The 24827-nt window shown below is 63.7% G+C and carries 24 protein-coding genes and 2 pseudogenes; 9 read left to right on the forward strand and 17 right to left on the reverse strand.

Features of this window, described 5'->3' with window-relative positions:
* Positions 1–327 precede the first annotated feature (327 nt).
* The 4 genes and pseudogenes from fdnG to ACOZ9V_RS18650 all read right to left on the reverse strand — a co-directional run.
* A pseudogene (gene fdnG, locus ACOZ9V_RS18635) lies at positions 328–3513 on the reverse strand (formate dehydrogenase-N subunit alpha); the annotation flags it as partial.
* Between the two features lie 174 nt (positions 3514–3687).
* A complete protein-coding gene (locus ACOZ9V_RS18640) occupies positions 3688–4410 on the reverse strand; it encodes a class I SAM-dependent methyltransferase (RefSeq protein WP_434592486.1) in 723 nt (240 codons plus the stop codon).
* A complete protein-coding gene (trxA, locus tag ACOZ9V_RS18645; RefSeq protein WP_434592489.1) occupies positions 4407–4844 on the reverse strand; it encodes a thioredoxin in 438 nt (145 codons plus the stop codon). The genes ACOZ9V_RS18640 and trxA overlap by 4 nt, the downstream gene beginning before the upstream one ends.
* A 138-nt stretch (positions 4845–4982) precedes the next feature.
* Positions 4983–6074: an LCP family protein gene (locus tag ACOZ9V_RS18650; RefSeq protein WP_434592492.1), complete on the reverse strand. Its 1092-nt coding sequence runs from the start codon at positions 6072–6074 to the stop codon at positions 4983–4985.
* Positions 6075–6623: 549 nt separating this feature from the next.
* On the opposite strand from ACOZ9V_RS18650, the gene ACOZ9V_RS18655 reads away from it, so the two are divergent.
* From ACOZ9V_RS18655 to ACOZ9V_RS18665, 3 genes are all read left to right on the forward strand, one after another.
* Positions 6624–6827 carry a cold-shock protein gene (locus ACOZ9V_RS18655; RefSeq protein WP_062240453.1) on the forward strand — a complete coding sequence of 68 codons (204 nt, stop codon included), beginning with the start codon at positions 6624–6626 and terminating at the stop codon, positions 6825–6827.
* 227 nt (positions 6828–7054) lie between these two features.
* Complete coding sequence (locus tag ACOZ9V_RS18660) at positions 7055–7243, forward strand: hypothetical protein (RefSeq protein WP_376904419.1); 189 nt, start codon at positions 7055–7057, stop codon at positions 7241–7243.
* Positions 7215–7790 (forward strand): GNAT family N-acetyltransferase, encoded by a 576-nt coding sequence (locus tag ACOZ9V_RS18665; protein WP_434592497.1) that lies wholly within the window; start codon positions 7215–7217, stop codon positions 7788–7790. The genes ACOZ9V_RS18660 and ACOZ9V_RS18665 overlap by 29 nt, the downstream gene beginning before the upstream one ends.
* Positions 7791–7861: 71 nt before the next feature.
* Here ACOZ9V_RS18665 and ACOZ9V_RS18670 read toward each other — a convergent pair whose 3' ends face one another.
* The gene (locus ACOZ9V_RS18670) at positions 7862–8506 is read right to left on the reverse strand and encodes a GNAT family N-acetyltransferase (RefSeq protein WP_434592500.1); all 645 of its coding nucleotides are present in this window, start codon (positions 8504–8506) and stop codon (positions 7862–7864) included.
* Between the two features lie 98 nt (positions 8507–8604).
* On the opposite strand from ACOZ9V_RS18670, the gene ACOZ9V_RS18675 reads away from it, so the two are divergent.
* The gene (locus tag ACOZ9V_RS18675; RefSeq protein WP_434592503.1) at positions 8605–9234 is read left to right on the forward strand and encodes an HAD family hydrolase; all 630 of its coding nucleotides are present in this window, start codon (positions 8605–8607) and stop codon (positions 9232–9234) included.
* Positions 9235–9300: 66 nt separating this feature from the next.
* Here ACOZ9V_RS18675 and ACOZ9V_RS18680 read toward each other — a convergent pair whose 3' ends face one another.
* Complete coding sequence (locus tag ACOZ9V_RS18680) at positions 9301–10143, reverse strand: MurR/RpiR family transcriptional regulator (RefSeq protein ID WP_139467572.1); 843 nt, start codon at positions 10141–10143, stop codon at positions 9301–9303.
* A gap of 108 nt (positions 10144–10251) precedes the next feature.
* Here ACOZ9V_RS18680 and ACOZ9V_RS18685 point away from each other — a divergent pair, with 108 nt between their 5' ends.
* The 4 genes from ACOZ9V_RS18685 to ACOZ9V_RS18700 all read left to right on the forward strand — a co-directional run bounded on the left by ACOZ9V_RS18685 (position 10252) and on the right by ACOZ9V_RS18700 (position 14247).
* A complete protein-coding gene (locus tag ACOZ9V_RS18685; protein WP_434592506.1) occupies positions 10252–11169 on the forward strand; it encodes an isoaspartyl peptidase/L-asparaginase family protein in 918 nt (305 codons plus the stop codon).
* A gap of 114 nt (positions 11170–11283) precedes the next feature.
* The gene (locus ACOZ9V_RS18690; RefSeq protein ID WP_434592509.1) at positions 11284–12783 is read left to right on the forward strand and encodes an AbgT family transporter; all 1500 of its coding nucleotides are present in this window, start codon (positions 11284–11286) and stop codon (positions 12781–12783) included.
* Between the two features lie 241 nt (positions 12784–13024).
* Positions 13025–13834, forward strand: coding sequence for an amidohydrolase (locus ACOZ9V_RS18695; RefSeq protein ID WP_434592512.1), 810 nt, complete (start codon positions 13025–13027; stop codon positions 13832–13834).
* Complete coding sequence (locus ACOZ9V_RS18700; RefSeq protein WP_434592515.1) at positions 13831–14247, forward strand: hypothetical protein; 417 nt, start codon at positions 13831–13833, stop codon at positions 14245–14247. The genes ACOZ9V_RS18695 and ACOZ9V_RS18700 overlap by 4 nt, the downstream gene beginning before the upstream one ends.
* 90 nt (positions 14248–14337) lie before the next feature.
* Here the strand turns inward: ACOZ9V_RS18700 and ACOZ9V_RS18705 are convergent, their stop codons facing one another.
* From ACOZ9V_RS18705 to ACOZ9V_RS18730, 6 genes and pseudogenes are all read right to left on the reverse strand, one after another.
* Complete coding sequence (locus tag ACOZ9V_RS18705) at positions 14338–14907, reverse strand: DapH/DapD/GlmU-related protein (protein ID WP_172173239.1); 570 nt, start codon at positions 14905–14907, stop codon at positions 14338–14340.
* 34 nt (positions 14908–14941) lie between these two features.
* Entirely contained in the window at positions 14942–15964 is a 1023-nt protein-coding gene (locus tag ACOZ9V_RS18710; protein ID WP_434592518.1) for a zinc-dependent alcohol dehydrogenase family protein, read from the reverse strand.
* A gap of 56 nt (positions 15965–16020) precedes the next feature.
* Positions 16021–16434 (reverse strand): (R)-mandelonitrile lyase, encoded by a 414-nt coding sequence (locus ACOZ9V_RS18715; protein ID WP_181272205.1) that lies wholly within the window; start codon positions 16432–16434, stop codon positions 16021–16023.
* A pseudogene (locus tag ACOZ9V_RS18720) lies at positions 16431–17008 on the reverse strand (helix-turn-helix domain-containing protein). Before ACOZ9V_RS18720 ends, ACOZ9V_RS18715 begins: the two are co-directional and overlap by 4 nt.
* Before the next feature lie 91 nt (positions 17009–17099).
* Positions 17100–17492, reverse strand: coding sequence for an acyl-CoA thioesterase (locus tag ACOZ9V_RS18725; protein ID WP_139909931.1), 393 nt, complete (start codon positions 17490–17492; stop codon positions 17100–17102).
* A 135-nt stretch (positions 17493–17627) separates the two neighbouring features.
* Entirely contained in the window at positions 17628–18131 is a 504-nt protein-coding gene (locus ACOZ9V_RS18730; RefSeq protein ID WP_434592522.1) for an SRPBCC family protein, read from the reverse strand.
* A gap of 92 nt (positions 18132–18223) precedes the next feature.
* Here ACOZ9V_RS18730 and ACOZ9V_RS18735 point away from each other — a divergent pair, with 92 nt between their 5' ends.
* Positions 18224–19432: a winged helix DNA-binding domain-containing protein gene (locus ACOZ9V_RS18735; protein ID WP_434592525.1), complete on the forward strand. Its 1209-nt coding sequence runs from the start codon at positions 18224–18226 to the stop codon at positions 19430–19432.
* 2 nt (positions 19433–19434) lie between these two features.
* On the opposite strand, the gene ACOZ9V_RS18740 is transcribed toward ACOZ9V_RS18735, so the two are convergent.
* The 5 genes from ACOZ9V_RS18740 to ACOZ9V_RS18760 form a co-directional block, all read right to left on the reverse strand.
* Positions 19435–20265 carry a uroporphyrinogen-III synthase gene (locus ACOZ9V_RS18740; RefSeq protein ID WP_434592528.1) on the reverse strand — a complete coding sequence of 277 codons (831 nt, stop codon included), beginning with the start codon at positions 20263–20265 and terminating at the stop codon, positions 19435–19437.
* A 23-nt stretch (positions 20266–20288) separates the two neighbouring features.
* On the reverse strand, positions 20289–21194 hold the full coding sequence (locus ACOZ9V_RS18745) for a LysR family transcriptional regulator (RefSeq protein ID WP_434592531.1): 906 nt from the start codon (positions 21192–21194) through the stop codon (positions 20289–20291).
* Between the two features lie 39 nt (positions 21195–21233).
* Entirely contained in the window at positions 21234–21935 is a 702-nt protein-coding gene (locus ACOZ9V_RS18750) for a hypothetical protein (RefSeq protein WP_127365193.1), read from the reverse strand.
* A gap of 14 nt (positions 21936–21949) precedes the next feature.
* On the reverse strand, positions 21950–23287 hold the full coding sequence (dnaB, locus tag ACOZ9V_RS18755) for a replicative DNA helicase (protein WP_039211746.1): 1338 nt from the start codon (positions 23285–23287) through the stop codon (positions 21950–21952).
* A gap of 152 nt (positions 23288–23439) precedes the next feature.
* Positions 23440–24822 (reverse strand): FtsX-like permease family protein, encoded by a 1383-nt coding sequence (locus ACOZ9V_RS18760; protein WP_434592535.1) that lies wholly within the window; start codon positions 24820–24822, stop codon positions 23440–23442.
* Positions 24823–24827 lie beyond the last annotated feature (5 nt).

Raw genomic sequence — 24827 nt, forward strand, 5'->3', positions numbered from 1 at the left:
TTCGGCCACCTCGGTTTCGGCGATCGCACTGCCGTCGGCGTGCCGGCCGTGGTCGGGGTCGCCGTCGCTGGGGTCCCCGTCGTCGGCACGGTTCGACACCGCAGTCTCGGCGGGTTCGGTCGCCTCGGTGGGTTCGATGGTGATCCTACCGCTGCGATCATCGGCGCTGTCGACCGTCGCCGAGGCGGTCGTGCCGTCCCCGTCGGAGGCTCCATCGCGTCCCCCATCCAGGGTCTTGCCCGGGGTGACGCCGACGGCCGAGTCGCCGCCTCGGTGAGCGTGCCCACCGGCGCTGCGACCCTGTCCGGCGTGATGGGAGGCCTCGACATCCTCGGCGGGAACGGTGACCTGCTGGTTGCCGGATTCGGGGCTGAGACCGGCCTCGCGTTGGTACTTCTCGACGAAGTCGACGAGTTCGGGTCCGCGGGGACGGCGGCCGGGCATGATCGTTCCGGCCACGTACTTGCTGTTCTGGATGTAGACGTTGGGGTCCATCGTCACACCGAGCAGGTCGTTGGCGGAATCGCCTTCGACGACGGCTCCCTGACCGCCCACGCCCCAGTGGTAGGGCAGACCGATCTGGTGGACCGTCTTCCCGCCGATCGTCAGCGGGGTCATCCGCTTCGTCACGAGGACGCGGGCTTCGATCGCCGCCCGCGGGGAGACCAAGGTCGCCCAACCGTAGGGTTCGAGCCCCACCTCGGCGGCGAGTTCGGGTGAGATCTCGCAGAACATCTCCGGCTGCAGCTCCGACAGGTACGGCAGCCACCGGGACATACCTCCGGCGGTGTGGTGCTCTGTGAGTCGGTAGGTCGTGAACACATAGGGGAAGACCTCGGACCCGGGCACCCCGGCACCGGGAGCGGACAGATTGTCCTCACGGCGCATGACCATCCGGGTCGGGCTGTTCTGCTGGGAATACAGCGGGTTCGCGACCGTCGATTCCTGCGGTTCGTAGTGGGTGGGAATCGGTCCGTCGATCATGCCGCTGGGTGCGAACAGCCACCCCTTGCCGTCGGCCTGCATGATGAACGGATCGTCACCGTCGAGGTTCGCGGGTCCGCCGTAGGCGGCATCCGATCGGGCGGCGGGTGCGCGGTCGATCGGGAAGTCGGGCACGTCCTTGCCGGTCCACTTCCCCGTCTCGTCGTCCCACCACACGAACTTCTTCCGTTCCGACCAGGGAGTTCCGTCGGGTGCGGCCGAGGCACGGTTGTACAGGATCCGGCGGTTCGCCGGCCATGCCCACGCCCATTCGGCGGCGGTCTCGTCCTGCTCATCCCGCGGTTTGCGGCGGGCGGCCATGTTCTGGCCTCCGGCGTAGACGCCGGCGTAGATCCAGCAGCCTCCGGCGGTGGTCCCGTCGTCGGTCATCTGGTTGAAGTTGTCCAAGGGCTCGCCGTCGCGGTCGCCGCCGATGAAGTAGCCGTTGATCTCCTTGACGACCGCCTCGGCGTCGACTTCACCCTCCTCGTCGACCGGGTAGTCCCAGGTCATGTCGAGCAGCGGTCGATCGCGGGGGTCGTCGGAATCCTTCAGCTTCTCGCGCACGGCTTGGCCGAGTTCGTAGAAGAAGTCGAGTTCGCTCTGCGCGTCCCCGGGCGGGTTGACGGCCTTGTGGCGCCACTGCACAAGACGCTGGGTCTGCGTGAAGGTGCCGGCCTTCTCCGTGTGGTTGGCCGCGGGCAGGAAGAACATCTCGGTGTCGATGTCCTCGGTCTTCAGCTCCCCTGTCTCGATCTCGGGGCCGTCCTTCCACCAGGTGGCGGATTCGATGAGGCTGAAGTCGCGGACGACCATCCACTTCAGGTGACTCATGGCCATGCGCTGCATGCGCCCGTTCGCCGAGCCCACGGCCGGGTTCTGCCCGAGCAGGAAGTACCCGTCGACACCGTCGTTGAGCATGCGCACCGCGGTCTGGTAGGTGCCGTGGGCGCCGTTGATGCGCGGCAGATAGTCAAAGGCGAAGTCGTTGTCCTGCGTGGCCGCGTCGCCCCACCAGGCCTTGAGCAGGCTGGTGGCGTAGGCACGGCCGTTGGCCCAGTAGCCCTTGTGGGTCTCCGGGGTGCCGACGGCCGCGACGTAGTCGTCGAAGGTGTCGTGGACTCCGGCACTGGGCATCGGCAGGTAGCCGGGCAGCAGGTTGAACAGGGTCGGGATATCAGTCGATCCCTGGATCGTCGCGTGCCCGCGCAGCGCCATGATTCCGCCGCCCGGTCGGCCCATGTTGCCGAGCAGCAGCTGGAGGATCGAGGCGGTGCGGATGAATTGCGCGCCGAGGCTGTGCTGGGTCCACCCGACCGCGTAGGCGAAGCACGTGGTCCGCTCCCGGCCCGAGTTCTCGGTCACCGATTCGTAGAGGTAGTCGAAGTCTGCGGGTTTGATTCCGCAGTTCTCCTCGACCATCTCAGGCGTGTAGCGCGAGTAGTGGTGCCGCAGAATCTGGAACACCGACTTCGGGTCCTTCAGGCTCGGGTCCTTCAGCGGTGCACCGTGCTCATCCGTCTGGTACGACCACGTCGAGTTCTCGTAGGAGTTCGTGTCCGGGTCGAACCCGGAGAACAGTCCGTCGAGATCCTCGGTGTCGACATAGTCGTCGCTGATGAGGTTCGCGGCGTTGGTGTAGGCGCGCACGTACTCGTCGAAGTAACGGCCCTCGGTGAGCACACGGTTGATGAGCGCACCGAGCAGCACGATGTCGGAGCCGGCCCGAATGGGCACGTGCTTATCGGCGATCGCGGTGGTGCGCGTGAAACGAGGATCGACGTGGATGATGCGGGCGCCCCGGGCCTTGGCCTCACTCACCCACTGGAAGCCCACCGGGTGGCACTCGGCCATATTGGAACCCTGGATGATGATGCAGTCCGCATTCGCCATATCCTGGACGGGTTGTGTGGCGCCGCCGCGCCCGAACGAAGTTCCCAAACTGGGAACGGTGGCGGAGTGTCAAATACGCGCCTGGTTCTCGATCTGTATCGCCCCCGCCGCGGTGTAGAGCTTCTTGGCGAGGTAGTTCTCCTCGTTGTCGATGGTCGCCCCGCCGAGGCTGGCGATGCCCATCGTCCGCCGCAGCGGGTGGCCTTTGTCGTCGAAGTCCTCCCAGTGGTTGCGGCGGGCTTCGATGAATCGGTCGGCGATCATGTCGATCGCGGTCGGCAGGTCGATCTTCGTCCAGTCCTTGGCCTTCGGGGCCCGGTAGAGGACGTCGGTGACACGGCCGGGTGCGTTGACGAGCTGTTCGCTGGCTGCGCCCTTCGGGCACAGGCGGCCGCGTGAGATCGGTGAGTCCGGGTCGCCTTCGATCTGTACGACCTTGTCATCCTTGACGAAGATCTTCTGCCCGCAGCCGACGGCGCAATAGGGGCACACGGATTGGACGACTTTGTCGGCCGTGACCGTGCGTGGAGTGGTGTCCCGAGTCTGCTGGGACACGACGGATTCGCCGCGTCCCGTCTTATCCGACGTGCGCAGCTGCCGGAGTACCGGCCACTCGAGGAAGCTGAACCGAGCCATGGCACCACCTTAGCCCCTCACGGGGCGGAAATGCACCAGGTGAGACCGGGTTTTCGACCCCATCTCAGGGGGTTGGGAATCGCCCGGTTTCGCCGAGGCGGCTGCGCGGTCTTGATCGACCGCGCAGCCGCCTCTGTGCCGGGTTCCGGGTTCGGGTCTCTGGGTTGGCCGAGTTCAGACCCGGCGGGCTAGGAGGATCGCGTCCTCGAGTTCGGCGGGTTCGCCCGACGGGGAGGTCACTTCTCGGGTGCGGGTGTCGGCGAGTTCGATCTCCCAGAGGTGCGGGCTGGCGCCGATGAGGAGGGCGAAGTCTCCGTTCGGGCTGACCAGTTCATGGTGGTGGTCCATGCCGTGCTCGAACTTCTCGCTGTGTTCGGCGGCCCACGGCGGCATCGTCGCATGGGAGACGAGCAGGAGGGCCCCGCCCGGTGCCACGTGCGCGGCGACGCGGGTGAGGAGCTCTTCCCGGGTGTCGGGCAACCGGGTGTGGAGGAAGGATCCGGTGACGAGGTCGAAGCCGCCTCGGCGATCGGGGTCGTCCGGTTCCCAGGTGGAGACGTCGGCGACGGCGAATTCGGCGGAGGTTCCGCGGGATTCGGCGGCCCGGCGGGCTCGGTCGATGGCCGTGGTCGACAGATCGATGCCGGTGGCGTCCCAGCCGTTCTCGGACATCCAGACGACGTCCGCGCCTTCTCCGCAGCCGACGTCGAGGACGCGGCCGGGGGTCATATCGGAGACGACGGCGACGAGGGATTCGTTCGGATTTCCGGACCAGATGGCGTCGTCGGCCCCGGCGTAGCGCTCTTCCCAGGCGGCCACGGAATCGGGTACGCCGGTATTGCCTGCGCCGGTTCTGTCTGAGTGGGTGTGGTCGTTGTGGCTGCTGGTCGCTGTCACTTGTCGACGCCCGGGTCGGCAGGGATCGAATCGGGGGCGGCACCGTCCGCGCTGTCGGTCTCTGCGGCAGCGGCGGCTTCCTGCTTGGCCAGTTCGGCACGGACCTCGTCCATGTCGAGTCCCTTGACGGCGGTGATGACCTGTTCGAGCTGCGGGGCGGCGAGCGCGCCGGGCTGGGCGAAGACGACGATGCCCTGGCGGAAGGCGACGAGGGTCGGGATCGAGGAGATCGCGAAGAGTCCGGCCAGCTGCCGCTGGGCTTCGGTGTCGATCTTGCCGAAGACGATGTCGGGGTTGGCCTCGGCGGCCTGTTCGAAGACCGGGGCGAACTGCTTGCAGGGGCCGCACCAATCGGCCCAGAAGTCGAGGAGGATGATCTCGTTGTCGTTGATGGTCGACTCGAAGTTGTCTTGCGTGATTTCGATCGTAGACATGCCGTCCAGTCTAGGAGCCGCGGATGAATATCGCCTGGACGGAGGTCACATGACGGGGCCGATGTCCGGAACGACGGGGCGGCTGAAACGGAGCTGACAACCGCCACGACGGGGATCAACTCGGCGGGTGCCCGATGTTCACCTGCCGAGGTCGGCGATCGGTTCGTCGTCGATGATGGCGGTGAACACGGCGTCCGCCTCGGCGGATTTGACCACCCGGTTGGGATCTTCCGGTGCGGGTGTCCACGGCATGATCTCGAAGGTGATGTCGTCCTCGGGTACGGAAGCCACCGTCGTGGCCAGGGAGGCCAGCGAACGCATCGAGTCGAGTTCGTCGTCGACGCCGATCGTCGAGGTCACAGCGTCGAGGAATCCGTACAGGCGGTCGGGCCGGGTGAGGACCTGGCCGCTCTTGGCGCGGTCGATGATGGCCCCCATGACCATCTGCTGGTTGCCCATCCGTGAGATGTCGCTGCCATCGCCCACGGCGTGCCGTGTCCGGGCCAGGGCGAGGGCGTCGTCTCCGCCGATCGTCTGGTGGCCGGCGGGCAGGTCGAGGTTCGCCTTCGGGTCGTTGAGAGGTTCGTCGAGGTCGACGTTGATCCCGTCGAGCGCGTCGACGATCGCTGAGAATCCGTCGAAGTCGACGTTGATGAAGTGGTCGACGCGCACCCCGGTGAGTTCCTCCGCCGCTGATACGGAGCAGGCCGGACCCGCATTGAGGGCCGAGTTGATCATCCCGTGCGTGGCCGCCGACGCGCCGTGGCCGGTATCGTCGCAGGCGGGAATGTCCATGATCGTGTCACGTGGGATCTGCACGGCGTCGATGCGGCCGCCGTCGGCGGCGACGTGAGCGAGGATCATCGCATCGCTGCGGGCACCCTCGGCACTGCCGAATCCTTGCCCCGAGGCGGCCCCGGAGTTCGCGCCTTCACCTGTGCCCAGGTCCTCGGAGGCATCCTTTGCCGAGGCGAGATCGCGAGTGTCGGATCCGATAATGAGGACGTTCGTCTCATCCGTGAGCTTCTCGGGGGCGTCGCCGGCGTGGGCGCGCAGCGGGGAGGAGGAGATATTCGCGCCGAGGTTGTGCACCGCCACCGCGATCGTCACGGGGGCACCGATGATGAGGACCGCAGCCACGGCGACGAAGGTGCGCCGGCGCCGGTACTTCGCGGCGAGGCGTCGCTGTCGGCGGGGTCCTGGCGGCGGTGACGATTCTTCGTTGTCCACGGTTCGGGTGCTCCTGCGTCCGGGGTCACGGCGGATTGCATACAAAACGGAATGTATACAATCCTAGATGCCTGCGCGGTCGAGTGCACATCGCTGTGTTCCATCTCTCGACTGAAATCATTCGGCCGAAATCACCCGCAGAGCGATCACTCTGTTAAGCTGGAATCGTTCTCGCACAGAAATGTGCGGAGCAGATGGTGTCTGAAGAGCAGGTAGATTCGCTCGTCACCATGTGTTTGCCCGTCGGCGCGTGTCTGCCTTCCGCGCCCCTCATGATTTTTCCCAGTTCAGTCGTCTGACGACTTCCGTCCAGCACCTTCGAGTGCATCACCGAAACCGAGTATCCCCACGATTTCGTCTGAGACAGAGACCTCACATCAGAGAACTCATCCTCACCAGCGATTCCGAGTCCTCGGTTCACCCACAGATTTTCGTTGGATCTGCGTCTGAAGATCCAGTCCAGCCAGCGGGAAAGCCGGATCCAGCAATGGGTTCGACCATCACGATCGCAGCAGCGGTCATCAGTTAAAAAATAAGGATACAAAGATTATGGCAACAGGTACCGTGAAATGGTTCAACGCGGAAAAGGGTTTCGGATTCATCCAGCCTGACGACGGTTCGGCTGACGTGTTCACTCACTTCTCCGCGATCGAAGCCTCCGGCTACCGCGAGCTCACCGAGGGTCAGAACGTCGAGTTCGATTCTGAGATGGGCTCCAAGGGCCTGCAGGCGACTCGCGTCCGCGGCCTCTGAGACTCTTTGAGAGTCTCACCTAGAGACTTCTGAGATTCACCGGCGACCCTGCGTTCACCCATTTGGTGTGAACGCAGGGTCGCTGTCATCTCCTCCCCAATTGCTACCTGACGGGGGCCTAGATACCTGGCGCCAGGTTGCTGGGCCGCCGTCACCGGCGTTGACAGGCACCCTTGCTCTACTTAGAGTCAGTGCCAACGGCCGTGAACCCTGACGTTGGAGGAGCGATGAAGCACTCGGTACTCACCCGTTGGATCGTCGCATTCATCCTGCTCGCCGCCGCCTGCATACTGAGTTCCCAGGCGGCGCCGTTCCATGACTTCGCCGCGTTTCTGTGGCTCTTGGCCCTCGTACTCATGATCACCGCCACGACACTCGCGGTCATTCGTGACCGTCGACGACGCCGATCTGGCTGAACACTCCGGCAGCTTCACGCACTTCGGCCCGCCCGGTTATCCTGAACTCATGCCGCCCTGCGACACTCCTCGTCTGCGCCTGCGGGAGATGACCGACGACGATCTCGACGATATGGCCGCCCTCCTCGGCGATCCGCAGGTGATGGAGTATTACCCTCACCCCAAAGACCGCACCGAGGCGGCTGCGTGGATCCGGTGGAATCGACGCAATTACGCAGAGCACGGGTTCGGGCTGTGGATCGTGGAGACGCACAAAGGTGAGTTCCTCGGCGACTGCGGCCTGACTTGGCAGACCGTCAACGGCGCACCTCACCTTGAGGTCGGTTTTCATGTGAAACCGTCCGCCCAAGGTAATGGGTTGGCCACCGAGGCGGCTTTGGCCTGCGTCGATCACGCTCGTGAGCTCGAGGTGGCTGCAATACTGACCGCCATCATCCACCGAGACAATCGACCGTCGCAGCGAGTGGCAGAGAAGCTCGGGATGCAGCGCAACCCCGAACTCCGACACAAGTCCCCCGACCACGAGGTGTTCTCCCTGGACCTGTGATCGCCTCAATTACTACCCGACGGCGGCCCAGATACCTCGCGCCAGGTTGCTGGGCCGCCCTCAGGTAGTAGTTAGTGGTTGTTAAGGAGGGCGAGGAAGTCCTCGACTCCGCTGAGCTCGATGTCGTTCCGCCGTCTGGTTTCCCACGCCGAGCGGGTCAGGCGCCAGCGTTGGATGCGTCCCGGCTCGCCTCGGCGGATGTCCCAGTCGACCCCGTTGCGCTCGTACCCCAAGGCTTCGGACACCTTGTTCGATCCGATGTTGTCGACGAACGCATCGGAACCGGCCTCACTCGCCCCGAGCCCCGCGAACGCGAGATGGAGCAGAGCACTGCGCATCTCCGTGCCGAGGCCGCGACCGCGCACATCCGTCGACAGCCAGGAGAATGAGGCGAACGTCCCGCAGGAGTCGAATTTCTCCGCAATGAGGTCCTGCATCCCCACGGCCTCACCGTCGACGAGGACGGCGAAGGCCAACCGGAAATCAGAGGGAGAGAACCGCCCCCGTCCACGCCATACGCTCTGGAGCCACCTGCTCACCCGCACGTCCGGGTCGGATTCGTAGAACGACATCGGATCGTCGTAGGGGGCGGGTTCCGCGAAGACCTTGCCGTCCCGCACAAGTGGGGCGAGCGCCGCAAGCATCTCATCGGCAGCACCGACGAGCTCGAGTCGGGGAGTCTTCACCCGGATCTGCAATGGCGGGTAGCCGATCATGCAACCAACCTAGGCCAGCCGGCCCGAATCCACAATGGTCCGACGACTCCGGGTAGCGTGGGGTGCGACTCCAGGATGCCGATAACAGGTGGTGGCCCATGACCGAACCCGATCGCCCGACCCCGACGACCGTCGTCTTCGACCTCGGCAATGTGCTCATCGGCTGGGACCAGACAGGGCCTCTGGCCGATCGCATGAGCGCCGATGAATGGCATTCCTTCGCCGAGGCGGCCGACTTCCCCTCGCTCAATACCGCAGCAGATTCCGGAGTTCCGATCACCGATATCGTCGCCCGAGCCGCCGAGGCAGACCCCCGCCACGGTGAGATCGTCGCCGGCTACTACGAGAACTTCGACAAGTCCCTGACCGGTCCGATCGACGGCATGGCCGAGATCGTCGCAGATCTCAAGGCCGCCGGCGTCCGCCTGCTCGGGCTGTCGAACTGGTCGGCTGAGACCATCCACCATGCCCCTGTCGTCGCCCCGGCGATCAGCGAACTCGAAGACATCGTCGTCTCCGGTCGAGTCGGTCTGGTCAAACCCGATCCGGCGATCTTCGAACTGGCCCGGGACCGATTCGACCTCGACCCGGCCCGGACGGTCTTCGTCGACGATCTGCCCGCCAACGTGAAGGCAGCCGAACGGCTCGGCTTCATCGGTCATGTGTTCTCAGGAGCCGCCTCGCTGCGCGAGGAACTGTCCGAGCTCGGTCTGTTTAAGTCTTACTAAGACATTGCGTCCGGTTACTTGTTGGACTTTCAGTCCGACTGAGGTGACAGTCTTAGATCCGAACCTTCACTTGAGTCTCTGCGAAGGTCGAAGGTCTTCCAGAGTCCGAAGTCGTTCTAGCGCACCGTCTATTTTGGTTGCGGCCTCGTGAACCACCGCCTCAACCAACGCCAGGCATCCCACTTGGCTATCAAAAAATGAAACGTCGACGGCGGCCTGCAGTACGACGTCGGAAATACCAGCGACCGGCGACAACCATTGGTCAGTGATCAACGCGACCGAAGCAGAGTTTCTCTTTGCGGCCTCAGAAACCTGGAAAAGATGCTCCTGATATCGCCTGACGTCAAGAACAAGCAAAACGTCTTGCCGCCGCAGATCGGTGACAACATGAAGGTCACGTCCCATCGGATCTTCCAAGAACGAGACGTTCGGCCTCACCTTCGATAGCTGCAGCTGAGCTACGCGGCCAACCAGCCCGCTGTAGTGTCCCCCAACAACCACCACGCGATTCGATACCTTTGTCAGCATCTTCACCAAGCGGTCGATTTCCGAACGTGGATTCTGCTGAAAAGTTCTAGTGATGAGATCCGCCCGGTCCGTCCCGCTCGAGGAGAACTCGTCTGAAAAATCTCGCCCAGCCGTCTCTGCCTCAGCCCGTATAAGCGGACTCGCCGATCTCGTCGTCAATTCGGTCCGCAGACGATCCTGCATTTCGACGAAGCTGTTGAATCCGAGCTGCGTACAGAAACGCACGACCGAAGCAGAACTCGAACTAGCCAAGGCCGCTAGTGACGATGTTGTCCCCAAACCAGCACTCGGATAGTCGGCCAGCAGAGCACGAGCAATCCGGCGACTGGCGGGACTGAGCGAATCAATCGACGAATTGACCGTCTCCGCGACTGTTTCCATCGTATGACTCCCGAGAATGAAGCGTACATTTCAAATGTGATCCACATTGCAGTTATGAAACAACTATGCCAAGCTGATCTCGCTCAGCACAAATGAAAGGAACATCACATGACTGAAACCATCCTCCGATCGTTTGGCCAGAGTACCGAGCCGCTTCTCATCGTTCATGGCGGTGCCGGACATCGATCGACTCCCCTTACCTCGGATGGTACAGCCAGCGCGCATGCAGCGTTGGAGAAAATTCTCGAAGCAGGCTACTCAGTACTCAGCGCGGGCGACTCTGCAGTCGACGCAGTCGTTGCCGCGGTCCGCGAACTCGAGGATGCCCCCGATTTCAATGCGGGCCACGGGGCCGCACTCACTGCGTCAGGAACCGTTGAACTCGACGCTTCGATCATGGCTGGTGACGGCCGCTCGGGGGCCGTCACCGGTGTATCTACCGCTCGCAACCCCATTTCGGTTGCTCGCGCGGTGATGGACAAAACCGACCACCTGTTATTCGCGACACCGACTCACGAACAGCTGAGTAAGTGGGACGTCGAAACAGTCGATCCCGAATACTTCATCACGGAGAAAAGGCGAGAGGAGCTCGCCGCCTTTCAGAAGCAGCCTGACGCCTTGCTCCAGCACGGCACAGTCGGTGCCGTCGCTCGCGATGCAGACGGGAATCTGGCAGCAGCAACTTCCACCGGTGGAATCGTCAATCAGGAGCCAGGCAGGGTAGGCGACACACCGCTGGTAGGTGCCGGGACATTCGCTGACGACGGAACAGTGGCTGTCTCTTGCACCGGCACGGGAGAAGTATTCATGACTGAAGTCGCAGCTCACAGCGTGCACGATCGAGTTTCTCTCGGAGGAGCCTCTCCAAATGAGGCGGCAGTCGCAGTCCTCGACCGAATCGCAATTCGCGGCGGGATGGGAGGAATGATCGTCATTCCGACGTCTGGTACGGGGCTCGCGGCGTACAACAGCGGCGATATGTTCTACGGGTCATTCGATTCCACAGGTACATACACGCACGTGTGAACGTCCAGCCCGGGGAAACCGGTAGCTGGAGTTGACGATTACTTGATTAGGAGAGATATGTCAGTTCAAGCACCCACTGACGAGGACAGGCAAAGTCGCTTGTCCCGAGGAGTGATGAAACTCCTCGAAGCAGTAGACCGTGCAGGCAACAAACTGCCTCACCCATTCTGGATCTTTGTGGGTCTTGCCGTCATCGTCGCCCTGCTCAGCGCACTGTTCGCTCGCTTGGATCTTTCTTCAGTCAATCCCACTGACGGCAAAACAGTGGCCGTCAAGAGTTTGCTCACGTCCGAAGGCATTCAGATGATGCTCGACGGTGCGATCGAGAACTTCGTGAACTTTCCCCCTCTGGGGTTGATCGTTGTGGTCGCACTTGGAGTGTCTATCGCAGACGCAACGGGGCTGTTGCCCTCCCTGATGCGGGGAATGCTTTCCAAGGTCAATCCCCGCTACGTGACCTTCATGATCGCAATCACCGCAATGGCCGCTCAGATTGCCGGAGACGCGGCCTTTGCTGTAATGATTCCACTGGCGATGATTGCCTACCGCGCGGTCGGGCGCAGTCCGATAATCGGGGCTGTCGTGGCATATGTTGCTGTAGGTGGAGCAAGCAGCGTTGGACTGATTCCCACCGGAACCGACGCGGTATTTGCCGGTCTGACGACCGCCGCGGCCCGCACGATCGACCCGAGCTATAACGTCAATCCTCTATCTAACTACTATTTCTCGGCTTCATCGTCCATTGTGCTGGCCCTCTCCATCACTTTGGTTGTTGAACTGGTTGTGGCCAAACGAGTCGCGTCCCTTGAGGCGGTAGAACCTTCAATAGACGCTGATCCACTACCGGACATGAAGCTCAAGCTCTCTGAGCAACGTGGCATGATCGGCGCAGGAATCGCCACTGTTCTCTTCTTCGGCCTCCTTGTCCTGGCAACAGTACCGGCGAGTTCGCCCCTCCGCGGAGCGGGTGGGAGTGTTGTCGATTCACCTCTGATGAACAATATCGCCGTCATCATGATGTTGTTCTTCAGTACTGTGGGAATCGTCTACGGTGTCATCGTCGGCTCAATCAAGAAGTTCAGCGACATCCCCGAACTCATGGCTCCTGGCGTCGCTGCTCTCGTTCCAGTCGTGGTTCTCTTCTTCGCCGCTTCACAATTCTTGGCCTACTTCAAATGGACAAATATGGGGCAAGTCATTGCGATTGAGGGGGCAGGGCTCCTCGATCGCATAGGTGCAGCTCCAATCGTCATTTTTGTTGTCGCCGTGCTGTTTATCAGCTGCCTCAATCTGGTGCTCACCTCGGGTTCGGCAATGTACGCATTCGTAGCACCGGTCCTGGTACCAATGCTCATGCTCCTCGACATTGCGCCAGAGACCACTCAGGCGATGTTCCGCATCGCCGATGCGCCGACAAACAGCTTGACCCCGATGAGCCCATACTTCGTTCTTGCCCTCGGATTCATCCGGCAACATCGACCCACGGCTGGTGTCGGCACGTTGATGTCGCTGGTTCTTCCGATCGCCTTGGTCAATCTCGTCGTCTGGCTGGTCCTTTTCATATTGTGGTACCTCGTGGGTCTGCCTCTGGGGCCAGGAGTAGCCGCTCGGTAGCGTCGTGATTGGTGCCGCGTTGGTCTTCTCGCCACCAACCGCGCACCGTTTTGATCCGGCAGGTGCCAATCCAATCCTTGTGCACTTCCCGTCCGTCTCTGCACGTCTCTTCCGCCACCTGCAGTTGTCGCAACGTTTCGCACAACTGAGAAATTCGTACCGTTCGAGGCGTCATCCCCGCTGATACTGTGAGAAACGTCCGCGCCTGGAGAGTCCACCCGCCGCCTGAACAGGAGACACGATGACGACACCTTCATTCCTCGACTCCATCGATTCCCAGCTCGACTGGCAGCGCGAGGTCTACAAAGACCTTCACCGCAATCCTGAGGTCAGCCTCGACGAGCACAAGACCGCCGATCGCATCGCGGCCGAACTCGAGGGACTCGGCCTCGAGGTCACCCGGATCTCCGCCACCGGTCTGGTCGCCGTCATCGACAACGGCACCGGACCGACCGTTCTCGCACGAGCCGATATCGATGCTCTCCCCGTCACCGAGGACACCGGCCTCGACTTCGCGTCCGAGGTCGACGGTGTCATGCACGCCTGCGGTCACGATATGCATGCCGCCGCTCTGCTCGGCGCGGTCCGGCTGCTCAAAGAGAACCAAGATGCCTGGTCAGGCACGTATATCGCGCTCTTCCAACCGGCAGAGGAGAACGCGGCCGGGGCGAAGGCGATGATCGATGACGGGCTGACGGACAAGGTTCCGACCCCCGATGTGGCCCTGGCCCAGCACGTCATGCCGCTGCCGGCCGGCAAGATCTTCACCGCTGCCGGACCAGTGATGTCGGCCGGGGATTCGGTGAAGATCACGGTCTTCGGTCGCGGCGCCCACGGGTCCATGCCGCACCTGTCCGTCGACCCCGTGGTCCTCGCTGCCTCCATCGTTCTGCGCCTGCAGACGATCGTGTCCCGGGAGACCGAACCGAGTGAGTTCGCCGTCGTCACGGTCGGCGCGGCGAACTCCGGATCGAAGTCGAACATCATCCCCGACCGCGCCGAGCTGCTGCTCAACGTCCGCACCTACGACACCGCGGTGCGGGGCGGGTGATCGCATCGATCGAGCGGATCGTCCGCGGCGAATGCGAGGCCGCCGGAACCCCGAAGGAACCGACGTTCGAGTATTTCGACCAGTTCCCGCTGACGGACAACAGTGAAGCGGTCAATGACACCATCACCGCGGCGCTCACCGAGTTCTTCGGCACCGAGGCGGTGCTCGAGGCGACCCCGGCGACTGCGTCGGAGGACTTCAGCGAACTGCCGAATGCCTTCGGCATTCCCTACGCCTACTGGTTCGTGGGTTCCTTCGATGCCGAGAAGTACAAGGCCGCCGAGGAGGCCGGAACCGTGCTCACGGATGTTCCGGCCAATCATTCGCCGTTCTTCGCCCCCGAACTCGAGCCGACTCTCGAGATCGCGACGAAGGCGCAGGTCGTCGGCGCTTTGGCCTACCTCGGCGGCTGAGCCCTAACTGCTTCGACCGGCGACCCCGAGCAGTCTCCACGTGGCCTGTGATCGGTCGCGCGGAGACAGCAGGCTCCCTCGTCGGGTGAGTCACTCGTCGATCGTGCGCACGACGTGTGCCGGTGAGCCGACGACGACGGCGCGAGCCGGAACGTCTCTGGTCACCACAGACGCCGCGGCGACGACGGCGTCATCACCGATGGTGATGCCTGGCAGGACAGTCACGTTCGACCCGATCCAGACATTGCGTCCGATGACGATCGGAGACGGGTGCATGTCCGCACGACGGTCCGGCTCCATCCCATGATTGAGGGTGGCGAGAACCGTGTTGTGTCCGATGAGCGTGTCATCGCCGATCGTGATCCCGCCCTGGTCCTGAAAGCTGCACCCGGAGTTGATGAAGATCCGCTGCCCCAAGGTGATGTTCTTCCCGAAGTCCGTGTGGAACGGGGGAAACATGGTCACAGTCGGATCGACCGGGCGTCCCGTCAGCTCGGCCAGCAGCGCGCGAACCTCATCGGGTTCATGGTAGCTGCCGTTGATTTCCGCCGTGATGCGCAGGGCTTCCTGGCTGGTGCGGTGCATGACCTCATGAAGAGGCGAGCCGCCCGTGATCATCTCTCCGGCGTTGAGGGCTTTCAGCAGATCTGCTGTGTCCACGGTGTCACCTTTCCTGTACTGACAGATGAAGAGATCAGGGCCGCAGCAGGACCTTGACGGCTTCGCGGCTGTCCATGGCCGAATAGGCGGCCGCGGCGTCGTCGAGGCTCATCGTCTGGTCGAAGACCTTACCCGGGTCGATCTCTCGGTTCCAGATGAGTTCGATAAGGTCCGGCAGGAAGCGACGAACCGGTGCGGGCCCGCCGTGCAGATGAACCAGACCGAAGAACAGTTCTCCTCCGGGCAGCTCGACATCGTGTGAGACACCGACATAGCCGACATGACCGCCGGGTCGGGTCGACCGGATCGCCTGCATCATCGATTCCTGTGAGCCGACTGCCTCGATGGCGCTGTGGACGCCGAGTCCGTCGGTGAGCTCTCTGATCTTCGCCACGCCCTCGTCGCCGCGTTCTTCGACGATGTGGGTGGCACCGAATTCGCGGGCGAGGTTCTGCCTGTCGACGTGACGGGTCATGGCGATGATCGTCTCCGCTCCCATCTGCTTGGCGGCAAGGACTCCCATCAGTCCGACAGCGCCGTCGCCGATGACGGCGACCGACTTACCGGGGCCCACCTCGGCGGCATCTGCGGCGAACCACCCGGTGCCGAGCACATCGGATGCGGCCAGCAGCGACGGGATGAGATCGTCATCAGGCTGTCCCGGCGTGGCGACCAGGGTGCCGTCGGCATGGGGAATGCGAGCGAATTCGGCCTGGGTGCCGATCCCGCCGTCGACGAAGATTCCGTTGACGCAGCGGGACTGGTAGCCGGCGGTGCAGATCGGGCAGGTGTTATCGGAGATGACGAATGATCCGACGACGAAGTCACCGGGTGCAACGGTGCGAACCTCGTCGCCGACTTCCTCGACGATGCCGACGTATTCGTGGCCCATGAGCTGCTGATCCGGTGCGTCGGCACCACGGTAGGGCCACAGGTCCGATCCGCAGACGCACGCGGCCACGATCCGGATGACGGCATCAGTGGGTGCCTCGATGGTCGGATCGGGTCGTTCTTCGACCCGGACGTCGCCGGGTTCGTGCATGATCACTCCGCGCATTGTTCTCTCCTTGAGAAGTTCGGCTGTTCGCTGCTGTTCGGTTCTGGTCGTGGGGCTCAGCCTCGCGGACGATTCAGGTCCGCCTCGTCCACGTGCTCGAGCCAGGTGGTCGTCTGAGCGGGATCCTCGGCGTTCTCGAGCATGGCGATGTGTTCCATGAATGTCTCGGGGGCGGCTCCGTGCCAGTGTTCCTCGCCTGCCGGACAGTAGACGGTCTGCCCCGGGCGGGCCTCGATCACGTCACCGTCGCGTGTGCCGAACAGAGCGGTTCCGCTGGTCACGTGCAGAGTCTGACCCTTGGCGTGCGAATGCCATGCAGTGTGTGCGCCGGGGGCGAATCGGACCCGTGCGACGACCATGGTCTGACCATCCTCCTGCGGGGAGGCGATGGGGTCGACCCACACATCGCCGCTGAATTGCTCGGGCGGGTTCTTCGCTGTCGGTGTCGTTGGGAGAATGCGGTGGCTCATGAACGGTGTCCTCTGTTCTCAGGAAGTTGGTTCTCGGGTGGTCGTTCGGTCTCGGTCGTCGGCGCCGCCCACGAGGCGAGCAGACGCAGCTTCTGCTCCGATTCCGAGCCAGGTTCTGCTGTGTAGATGAGGAGGGCGAGGCCGTCTTCGGCGGTGATCCGCAGCTCCTCGAAGGCGAGGACGAGCTCGCCCACGACCGGATGGTTGAAGCGCTTCATCCCCGTCCCGTGCGTGCGGACATCATGTTGGGCCCACAGGGTTCGGAACGTCTCGCTCTGAGTCGAGAGTTCGCCGACGAGGTCCTGGATTCCGCGATTGTGGGGAGGCCCCGCTCGGTGTCGTTGAGCAGCAGAGCCTCGGCGAGCGCTTCGAGGACAGCCGCGGAAGCCCCTCCGATCGCGCCCCGTTCGAGTTTCGAGTAGTACTCGACGCTCAGTCCGGCCAGGGCCGCGACCTCGCTGCGACGCAGGCCCGGCACTCGCCTCGTGCCGTGGGTGGGAAGGCCGACCCGATCAGGGGTGATCTTCGCCCGCCGTGACATGAGGAATTCGCGTACTTCGGCCCGGTTGTCCATATTCTCCAGGCTAGACGCGTTCTCATCTGAGAGGGATACCCTGTCAGGGCACCTCTGCGCATCACTCTCGCAGCACCGAGCGTGTCTACGGCTATGGGTGGGGCATTCGGTCGCGATCGTAGGTGATCGTCGTGTACCCGTGTGGAACCGGTGTGCCGTCCTCGTCGACTCCGACGAATACGATCTTCTCGATGCTGAGGATCGTCTTCCGGGTGATCATATTGCGCACCCTCGCCTTCATCGTCAGCGACGTACGCCCGAACTGGGTAGCAATGAGTCCCATCTCGATGAGATCGCCTTCCCTCGCCGAAGCCTGGAAGTCGATCTCCGAGATCAGCTTCGTGACAACTCGATGGTTGCCGAGCTGGATGATCGCGTAGATCGCGGCCTCCTCGTCGATCCACCTCAGCAGGCTGCCGCCGAAGAGGGAGCCGTTGGCGTTGAGGTCCTCAGGCCGCACCCATTTGCGGGTATAGAAGTTCATCCCCTCCACATCGTGGCGGGCGGAGCTCTCTGTGGACTGTGCCGTCGCTGTCATGCGATCAGAGTAGCGAGGAGTTGTTTCGCCCTCGTTTCGATCACGTCACCGCTGTGCGACGTCCTCTTTCAATTGTCGAAGTCATCCTTCGCGTTCGAAATCGTCTTTCATGGTCGTGAGCGTCCGGCGAATGTTCAATCGCTGGAAGTCCGCGAAGCTCCTCCCACGTGTGACGATGTGGTCGAAGACCCGGGCCAGCCAGTCGGGCCAACCGCGACGATCGTCTGTCCACGACTCCGTCACTCGAGTCGCCCCACCGAGGTCCTCGAACTCGTATGCCCAACTCGCGTTCGCCCCTTCGATGCTCGGAGTTCGGGGCCCGATCCGGCGCACGGTGAAGGCGAACCGTTTGCCGGGCACAGATTCGGTGACGACGCATTCGGTCACCCACGTCGCCGGCCCGCGACGGTTCGTGCCTTCGAAGACGTCGCCTGTCTGCAGCGGACCTGCAGTCGTGCGCGTGCTTGCGCCCGTGTTCTCCGGGCTCCATCGGGCCATCTGGGTCGGATCGGCGATCTGCTCCCAGAGCCCGGCGGCGTCGGCTTTGATCACCATACTGTCGCTGACCTGCATCGTTCGCGTCATCGTCGTCCCTTCTCATTGTGGTCGTGCACGCACCAGATGCCGGCCGAGCACGTGGCCCCATTCAAACACGGGTCCTGAGCTAGCCTGGGCACATGGCCGACTCCGCGACGAACGACGAGATCATCGCCTTCCGCCTCCGCGCCCATCACCTCGATGAGCGACTCAGCCGCAACTCACTCACTGAGGCCGCGGGAGCCTGCGGCATCCAGAACAGCCCACCGGGATCCGCGCTGACCGCACTCCATGCGCGGGTCGAGGACATGAGTGCGACAGCGTTTGCTTCGGCCGTCGAAGAGGAGAAGTCGCTGCTGCAGAGCTGGTGCATGCGAGGGGCACCCCATTTCTTTCCCGCTGCCGATCTCCCGGTCTTCACCACCGGGGTCGAACCGACGAATGAGAAGGCGATGCGCCATTTCGTCCTCGGAGTCGAACAGTCGGTCGATTCGCTCGGGATCCCGCTGAGCCAGATCCTCGATCGGGTCGAGCAGGAGGTCGCCGGGGTGCTCAGAGGGCGGAGGATGACGATCACCGAGCTCGGCGAGGAACTCGCCGACGTGCTCGCAGACTCCCTGACGACGAAACAGCGAAGCACATGGGAATCTCAGGGCCCGTATGCGAAGGGCCAGAGCCTCGGTGCCGGCGTGATCCACTTCTGCATTCGACTGCTCACTCTGCGGCAGATCCTCTGCTTCGCCCCGCGCGATGGAAACACGGCTCCGTTCGTTCTGCTCGACGAATGGGTCGATCCGCGTTCGCTGCCCTCGACCGCATCCGACGAGGGCAAACGCGACCGGGCCAGGTCCGAACTGCTGCGGCGTTATCTGCACTGCTATGGACCGTCGACACGCGCCGACTTCGCCGTGTGGATCGGAATCCGGTCCACGGAGGCGACACCCTGGTGGGACCTGATCGCCGGAGAGATCACCGAAATCGATCGCGGGCGACGGACCTGGATGCTCGCCGAGGATGTCGATCAGCTGCATCGCGCGCAGCTTCCGCACAGCGTCCGTCTGCTTCCCCCACACGATCCCTACACGCAGATGCGGGATCGGGAGACGATCGCGTCCAAGGAGTTCCATCGGGAGATCTGGAAGACCGTGGGCGATCCAGGAGCGCTGCTGGTCGACGGCCGGATCGCGGGGACCTGGAGGGCGCGGAAGCGGAATCGACGACTGAGCATGACGATCGCACCGTTCGGCACCGTCCCGAAGTCGGTGAAGAGCGCACTGACCGCTGAGGCAGAGGCGATCGGCACACTGCGCGGGGCAGACGCCGTCGACATCGAATTCGCGTCAGACTGAGATCATTCGGCGAGTTCGCTGATCAGCACGCGAGCGAGGGCTCCGAGTCGGAATCGCTCGGGAATCACGGTTCTGATGCCCTGTTCATGCAGCGGTGCCGCGGTGACGTCGCCGACTGCTGCCGCCACCACCGATTCGTTGAACGCCTCGATCACGGCCGACAGCAGTCCGTGTTCCTCGGCCGCGGTGAGAAATGCTGCCGCCCCGGGTGCTGAGGTGAAGGCCACGGCATCGCACCTGCGCTCCGCGACGATTCGGGCCGCGTCGACCACGGCCGCCGGATCGGGGGCCGGGCCCCACCGGTAGATGACGAGAGAACGGACATCGGCGCCTGCTGCGGCGAAGGCCTCATCAAGTCCGTCGGCTCCTGCACCGTGATGCTGTACGGCAATGCGCTGACCGTCCACGCCCTCGCCGAGGAGGACCTGCTGGATCTCTGCGCTCGTCTCGGATTCGGCGACCCAGTGAGCCCTCAGTCCGGCCGCTTGAATCGCTCCGCGTGCCTTGGGGCCGCGAGCGTATATCCGTGCTCCGGCGAGCATCGAGTGCCACTCCTCGTGCAGACCCGCGGCTTCAGCCACGTCACCCCAGCCGGTGAATCCGACGCCGGTCGTGACCACGACGATGTCCGGCCGGGCCTCGATGAGTTCACGGGTGCGTGTGACGAGTTCAGGGTCATCGATGTGAGGAATGACGGAAAGGGTCGGGGCGTGCACGATCTTGGCACCGTGACGCTCGAGGGCGGAGGCGAGCTGTTCCGCGCGCCGCTGAGCTGTGAGCACGATGCGACGTCCGACCAGCTCGTCGCCGATGTCAGTTTGGGGCTGGTTCATGCTCATATCCTGGTCGCGCAGTCTCACCGGGGCAACTTCCGGCCTTCGAGAGCAGCCTGGTGGGCGAGCATCTCATCCTTGAGTCCCTGGACGACGGCGGCGATCGCCGGTCGCCGCATCGAATCGGGTCTGAGCACCATCCAGTAGGGCAGTCGCTCGGCCACCAATTCTGGGAAGAGTCGCACGAGGTCGGGGTGACGGTCGGCCATGAAACACGGGAGGAAGCCGATTCCGGCACCCGCACGCGTCGCTTCGACGTGAACGAAAACGTTCGTCGAGGTCAGTGCATCCTTCATCTCGGGAAACAGCCGCCTCGGCGCATCGAGGTCGTCGACCTGGAGCATGGAATCGACGAAATAGACGAGCCGGTGGTCGCTGACTTCCTCCACCGAGGCGGGGGTGCCGTTGGCCGCGAGATAGTCACGCGAGGCGTAGAGACCGAGTTCGTAGTCACCGAGCTCGATCGCCTCCGCCCGGTGCACGCGCGGTTCGCCGACGACGACCTCGATATCGAGACCGGACCGCTGCTGCAGGGCCTGCCTGGTGACGGTGACGATCTCGACACTCAGCCCAGGATGCCGACGTCGCAGCTTCGCGACCGCCGGGGAGGCAACATAGGCGCTGAACCCATCCGTCGCGGTCATCCGCACCACTCCGGACACCGTCTCCGGGCCCTGGCCGGGACTCTCGAGTTCGGCGACCGCGGTCTCCATCTGTTCGGCCACCGCAACGGCTCGTTCCCCGAGGTCGGTCAGCTCCCATCCGTCATCCGAGCGAGCCAGAACGCGTCCGCCCAAGGACTTCTCCAACGCGGCGATGCGGCGGGAGACCGTCGAGTGGGTGAGCCCGAGGTTGTGTGCCGCCGTCGTGAATTTGGCGGTGCGGGAGACGGCCAGCAGCACGAGCAGATCGTTAGGAGTGGTGTCCATGCCTGCCATGGTGGCACACCTGCAACAAGTGCGGCCTCGTCAGCGCACGTGCTGCTGCGACGGCGAGCGCGTCCAGCGCAGCAGCACGACGATCAGACAGATGAGGAACACGATCCCCGAGGTGACCAGTCCGGTGACGAGGATGCCGATATCGGCAGGCAGATCCACGTCTTCGGCCGGTTTGGTCGGTGCCTTCCCCTCCGGATCGATGAGGACGGAGATCGTGTCGCCCTCATCGAAGTCGTCGTATCCGTCCTTGCCGCGGTAGATCAGCGGTTCGGCGACGGGGGTGCCGTCGGTGCGTTCGAGGCTGTAGGTATGAACATAGACCTGCCGCGACCTGGGCGGATTGGAACTGTGCACGGTCTTCTGCTCGACTTTGTGATCGGCGACGACCACCTCGGTGAGTTCGCCCGCCTGAGACAAAGCAAGATCCTCGCCGAGCATCACAGTGCCGATGAGTGCAATGGCCACGAACGGTCCGGTGTACCAATACGCCGGCGTGTGTCCCATGAACCTGCGCATCGCCAGAGTGACGCCGAGGAACACGAAGCATCCGAGGATGATCGTGAACAGCAGTTGGTCCGGATACAGGTATCCGATCGTGAAGACCGCACCCGTGCCGACGAAGAAGACAGCACCGGTGATGATGATGGTCAGCGGATTCCGGCTGCCCTGGTTCCAGCGGCGCTCACTCTTCCCGCCGTCACCCCACTTGCCGCGCATCCAGTAGGCGTCCATTCAAGCCCCGTTCGTCACTGCGGCATGTTGACGAATCGGGACTTCGCGCCCTGGAACGCCACGGGGATGTCCATCGTCGGACCGGCACGGTGCTTGGCGACGATGATGTCGGCCTCACCGGCGCGTTCGTGTTCCTTGTCGTACATGTCCTCACGGTGGATGAGGAGGACCATATCCGCGTCCTGCTCGATCGAACCGGACTCACGCAGATCCGAGATCATCGGCCGCTTGTCCGTGCGCTGCTCGCTGCCTCGGTTGAGCTGAGACAGTGCGATGACCGGCACCTCGAGCTCCTTGGCCAGCAGCTTGAGCGAACGGGAGAACTCCGAGACCTCCTGCTGACGGGACTCGACGCGCTTGCCCGAGGACATCAGTTGCAGGTAGTCGACGCAGACCATCTGCAGATTGTGCTGCTGCTTGAGCCGGCGGCACTTCGCGCGGATCTCGGTCAGCGCCATGTTCGGCGAATCGTCGACGAACAGCGGCGCATTGTTGATCCGGGCCTCGGTCGCGGCCAGCGTCGTCCAGTCGTGCGGACTGAGCTCGCCGCGGCGCAGGTTCTGCAGCGGAATCTCCGACTCGGCCGAGAGCAGACGCATGACGAGTTCGTTCTTGCCCATCTCGAGCGAGAAGAACACAGCGGCCGCATCATTGTGGATCGCGGCCGAACGGATGAAGTCGAGCGCCAGAGTCGACTTGCCGACACCGGGACGCGCGGCGATGACGATCATCGTGCCCGGATGCAGACCGTTGGTGAGGTTGTCGAACTCGGTGAAACCGGTGGGCACACCCGCGGTCTGCCCATCGGTGTTGCCGTTGCGTTCGATCTCCTGGGCCACCTCGCCGAGGATGTCGGAGAGGATGACGTAATCCTCTGTCGTATGGCGTTCGGTGACCTTGTAGATCTCCGCCTGAGCGGAGTTCACGACGTCATCGGTATCGCCTTCGGCGTCGTAGCCCATCTGCACGATGCGGGTGCCGGCCTCGACGAGGCGGCGCAGCACGGCCTGTTCGCTGACGATCGCGGCATAGTAGCCGGCGTTGGCGGCGGTCGGGACCGACGAGATGAGGGTGTGCAGGTAGGCGGCACCGCCGACGCGGGCGAGGTCGCCGGTCTTCGTCAGGTAGTTCGCCACCGTCACCGAGTCCGCGGGCTCACCCCGGGAGTAGAGGTCGAGGACCGCCTCGTAGATGGTTTCGTGAGCGGGCTTGTAGAAGTCGTCGCCCTTCATCGTCTCGACGCAGTCGGCGATGGCGTCCTTCGACAGAAGCATCGCACCGAGCACGCTCTGCTCGGCTTCGACGTCCTGCGGAGGGGTCCTCAGACCGTCATAGCCCTGGTCGTTGCTCACTTCAGTTCCTCTTCCTACACAGCCGCGTCGACACGCACCCGCAGATGGTGCGCTCCAACTGTACCCGGAGACCCGAGGAGGGTCCCACCGGCCCGACCACTTCCGCCGAACCGGTGCCGACCATCCTAGGACGCGGCACTGACACAGAAACTTCAGTCCCGCGTCCTCCCGGCCGTGGCCACGGAGTGCAGAATCGGCTTCGTCAGCTGCAGCCCACCACGGATGATGCCGATGCCGACGACCACTGTGAGCAGGATCGTGAGGAAGGTGACCGGCTTGAACACGAGCGCGGCTCCGGCCAGGGGCAGGACGAGCAGCAGCCCGAGCCCTCCTGCCAGCAGGGACACCCAGATCGCCGGGGCCATGACGGCCCACACCAGCGCGCGGTGCAGCAGCTGAGGATCGGCGCCCGCGGCATAAAGGTCGGAGAAGGTGTCGGCTCGGTCATAGATATCGGCGACCTGGTTAATCACCGCGGACACGGCGATGAGCACGATCGCGATGCCCATGACGAGCAGCACCCCGGTGAACATGTCGTGGAAGAGGTTGATATCGGAAGTGCCCATCGTTGCCGGGTCGTCCTCGGCGGCGTCGAGGCCGAGCTGCATCAGCGCCACCCCCGACCCGCAGACGGCCGCGGTGAACGAAGCCATCGCGAGTCCGGAAACGCGTCGCCAGAACCGTTTGGGTTCGTCGGAGACCAGGCGAGCCGCGATGAGGCGCTCCGGGGTGGCGGCCCGCCGACCGGACAGGTGAGCGAACCAGCGGACGAGGAGCCCGCCAAGGAGGTCGACGACGACCAGCCCGAGAGCGAAGAATCCGACCACCGCGCCGAGCACGATCCCCACGCCGAGACCGCCGCTCTGGGTGAGCGCGTACACGACCGGCAGCAGGCAGATCACGAGCACCGTGACGATGATCTTGGCCACGGGGAGCTTCCGCTCCAGACTCTTCGTCCGCACACCCAACGGAGAGACCGCGACCTTGCGCAGACCCAGCAGAGCCGATCCCGCGCAGACCAGGGCCAGGAAGACGACAACGACGAGGATGAGCCACGCGGGCATGAGCATGTTCGCGTACCCGATGGGCTCGCCCATGAAGTGGATGAAGCTGACCGGCAGCGCCAGTCCGAGATACCCGAGCACCCCGAGGATGATGCCGGCCAGGGCCGGGATCAGCGGTTCGGCCACGGCGAGCGCCGTGATCTGGGAGCGTCGGGCCCCGAGCAGCGACATCGTCGACAGCCTTTCGTCCTGCCGGCGTGCCGACAGGGTCGCCGAGGCCGAAGCCAGGGTGGAGGCGGGGATGATCAGCAGAGCCGTAGCCAGGGCTGCGAGGGTCTTGTACATGATGTCGAGGCCCTCGTCCGCGGGATCGGGGCTCGGTGGGATCTGGAAGAACATCCAGGTCCCGGCCGCCACGGTGAGGAACAGCGTGGCACACGCGAAGAACGCGGCGGCCACGAGCACAGAGCTCGCCGAGGTCAGCGATCTCCGCCCGAGGACGAGGGGAACTGCTGCGAAGGACGTGGACATCGGGT

Origin of the sequence: Brevibacterium sp. 1718, assembly GCF_051131255.1 — a bacterium.
GTDB lineage: Bacteria > Actinomycetota > Actinomycetes > Actinomycetales > Brevibacteriaceae > Brevibacterium > Brevibacterium sediminis.